The organism is Enterobacter cloacae complex sp. 6730903, assembly GCF_048283985.1.
GTDB lineage: Bacteria > Pseudomonadota > Gammaproteobacteria > Enterobacterales > Enterobacteriaceae > Enterobacter > Enterobacter hormaechei_C.
Window position 1 is genome coordinate 1 of sequence record NZ_JBLVXX010000106.1, and the last position, 3,211, is coordinate 3,211.

Genomic DNA, 3,211 nt, shown 5'->3' on the forward strand with positions numbered 1-3,211 from the left:
TATATATACTTATTTAAGACCTTATTTTCTTGATTTTGGATATTTTTCAGTTATTTTTCCAGCGTTTTTTGGTTTCCTTTCAGGGCGAGTTTATACTTGGAAATATAAGAACTTAAAGGCTTATTATGTTATTTATCCGATAGTACTTTACGCAATTTTAATGCAGCTTTTTGATGATCAATACATGACGTGGTTATCGAATTGGATCTTGCTAGTTTTTGTTGGCTATCTTATGATGCATGGGAAGAGAAATGTTAGAAATCGCAGCATTAATAGTAACGTTTAATCCTGATGTAAAAATCCTTGCTAGGCTAATTGAGCGTCTGAAAGCTTCTAAACTGAGTTTAAAAATATATTTGATCGATAATGCAAGTGAAAATGCTCATGTTTTAAAAAAGAAGTATTTGCCAGAGCATGATTTTATTTTTCTTCAAGAAAATGTAGGGTTGGCGGGAGCTCAAAACATTCTACTTAAAAAAATCATGGATTCTGATTCAGATGCAGTACTTTTCTTTGATCAGGATTCAGAACCGACTGATGAATTTATTGGTTCTTTATCACAAGGTTTGATAGAACTTAACGCCAAAGGTCATAAAGTCGGTGCTGTTGGACCTGTTTTTTATGATCCCAGAACAGGAACAAATACTCCTTTTTCATTAATTGATGGATGTCGTATTAGAAGCATTCATCCACAATCACATGAACCACTAAGAGTTTCTTTTCTTATAAATTCAGGAATGTTAGTTCCTGTTGAAGTAATAAAAAAAGTCGGTTTAATGCGGGATGAATTATTTATTGATTATATTGATATCGAATGGTGTTTGAGAACAGCCAGCAATGGGTATTCTTTCTATGCAATACCGGATGCCCAAATGAGTCATACGATTGGAGATGAGCGGAAGCTTTTTATGGGAAGAGAAGTAAGCATACATAGCCCATTAAGACGCTACTATCTTGCAAGAAACTCAATTTACATGATGAGATTATCATATGTCCCTATTGGATATAAATTTAGAGAGGCCATTTTTTCAACGATTCGTACAATAATGTTTGTTGCCTGCGTGGATAAAAAAAGAATGTATATTAAATATATTCTTCGTGGCTGGAAAGATGGCATTCTGGGGAAATATGGGAAGTTTTAGGTTAAATGCATTGCAACTGCAACATTTTTTTCAAAGGAGTTTTAATTGATTAGTTCAGTCACTGTAACTTATAATCCAGACATTGATTGTTTTAAAGCACAGTTGCAATCTCTTCAATATCAACTAGATGATTGCGTGATTGTTGACAATGGTTCAAAAAATGTAGCGGAGATTGAAGGTCTGTGCCAACAGTACCAATACGATTTAATTAAATTGAATACAAATCGTGGACTTTCCTATGCACAAAATATTGGTATCGAAGATGCAATTTCCCGCGGCGCCAATTATTTATTACTGCTTGATCAGGACAGTGTGCTAGGCGAGGATTTTATAATGGCTATGAGTAAGATGTATGCTCAGTACAATGTTGGTATCCTTGGCCCTTCTTTTTATGATCCAAACACAAACGAATTTTATTGGGGTACTAATTATATCGGACCATTTATCAAAAGAACGCCGATACAGGAAATAACCGATGTAACGTATGTTATTGCATCTGGTTCCTTCTTTTCTTCTGAAGTTTTTAAGAAAGTTGGCAAGATGGAAGAAGCATTATTCGTGGATTATATTGATGTGGAGTGGGCTCTGCGTGCGAAAAAATTAGGGTATCGTGTGGCAATGACTAATCGAGCCTCAATGGCTCACACGATAGGTGATTCAAGGCTGAATCTATTAGGGCGTAAAATATCTATCCATAGTCCTATGCGACGTTACTTCCTGGTAAGAAATAGTTTCTTTATGATTAGGAAGCCGTATATTCCTGTTGGATATAAAATACGTGAGGTTTTCTTGAATTTTGCTCGTGCAGGAATATCACTAGTTCTTAACAAAGAAAAAAAGAAAACGTTGATGATGATATTTTATGGTATTTCTGATGGTCTTACAGGAAAATTTGGACCGTTTAATAGAAGTTAATTTCCCTGTGGCTGTCTCGTTGCAAGTTAATGAGCGTTAGTAACGATATACTTATCGGACTGTTTCAAAAACTATGAAAATTCTTTATATAATTACACGCGCGAATGAAATCGGTGGGGCTCAGACTCATTTGCGTGATATGACATCTGGTTTAGTAAAGGATGGTCATCAAGTTGAGTTAATCGTTGGAGAGCAAGGCGCTCTGGTTGATGAAGTTCGCGCATTAAATGTGAAGATTCATATTATCCCTGAGCTGGTAAGGGAAATATCGCCTTATAAAGATATTAAATGTGCTTTAATTATACGCAAAATTATAAAAAAATTTTCTCCGGATGTTATTGCGCTTCATTCTTCTAAAGCTGGAATTGTAGGGAGATTGGCAGCTCTTTTCCTGAATATTCCTGTTGTTTTCACCGTACACGGTTGGTCATTCGCAAATGGTGTTAATGATAAGAAACGTCGGTTGTACATTGCTATTGAACGATTATTCAGTAAAATTACTGATGAAATAATCACAGTCTCTGCTCAAGATAAACAACTTGCAATCGAACATAACGTTGCGTCTGCCAGTCAGCAAACGGTGATCCATAATGGCGTGCCGTTAAAAAGTGCTGCTCCTCATGTTTACCATACTCATGACGTAGTGAAGTTGATTTCGGTAGCTCGTTTTTCAGAACAAAAAGATCATGAAAGCCTATTGAAAGCGCTGAGTCGATTAGAAACAAGAAACTGGGCGTTGACGCTGGTAGGAAAAGGTCCCAGGTTAGATGAGATGAAACAGCTTTCACAGGATCTTGGAATTAGCGAAAATGTACTGTTCACAGGCGAACGTTTAGACGTTGATGCCTTGCTGGCAGACAGTGATATTTTCCTGTTAATTTCTAACTGGGAAGGTTTCCCTATCAGTATTCTCGAGGCTATGCGTGCAGGCTTGCCTGTTTTAGCATCAGACGTTGGTGGCGTTTCTGAATCTGTCATTGATGGCAAAACGGGATATCTCGTTCCTCGTGCAGATATTGATGCCATTAAAAACAGACTCGCTGACTTAATTAGTGATAGTGCTTTACGTGTTGAATTAGGCAAGTCAGGAAATGAATTTTTCCTTGAAAACTTCTCATTCAACGCAATGTATAATAACTGTCTCTTATACACAT

4 protein-coding genes are annotated in these 3,211 nt (G+C 36.6%); all 4 read left to right on the forward strand.

The annotated features are described in order from the left end of the window. Window positions 1–286, forward strand: a 286-nt coding sequence (locus ACNQ0W_RS24855) for an oligosaccharide repeat unit polymerase (RefSeq protein ID WP_417933283.1), incomplete at its 5' end; no start/stop codon positions are given. After that, window positions 252–1,142: a glycosyltransferase family 2 protein gene (locus ACNQ0W_RS24860; RefSeq protein WP_062932821.1), complete on the forward strand. Its 891-nt coding sequence runs from the start codon at window positions 252–254 to the stop codon at window positions 1,140–1,142. The genes ACNQ0W_RS24855 and ACNQ0W_RS24860, both read left to right, overlap by 35 nt. Window positions 1,143–1,187: 45 nt before the next feature. After that, window positions 1,188–2,057: a rhamnosyltransferase gene (locus ACNQ0W_RS24865; RefSeq protein WP_062932822.1), complete on the forward strand. Its 870-nt coding sequence runs from the start codon at window positions 1,188–1,190 to the stop codon at window positions 2,055–2,057. A 73-nt stretch (window positions 2,058–2,130) separates the two neighbouring features. Beyond that, a partial coding sequence (locus ACNQ0W_RS24870; RefSeq protein WP_417933284.1) for a glycosyltransferase family 4 protein occupies window positions 2,131–3,211 on the forward strand: 1,081 nt, incomplete at its 3' end.

Bases quoted from the DNA above. Each gene is read 5' to 3' on its own strand.
- ACNQ0W_RS24860 (WP_062932821.1), top strand. From the start codon at position 252: ATGTTAGAAATCGCAGCATTAATAGTAACGTTTAATCCTGATGTAAAA.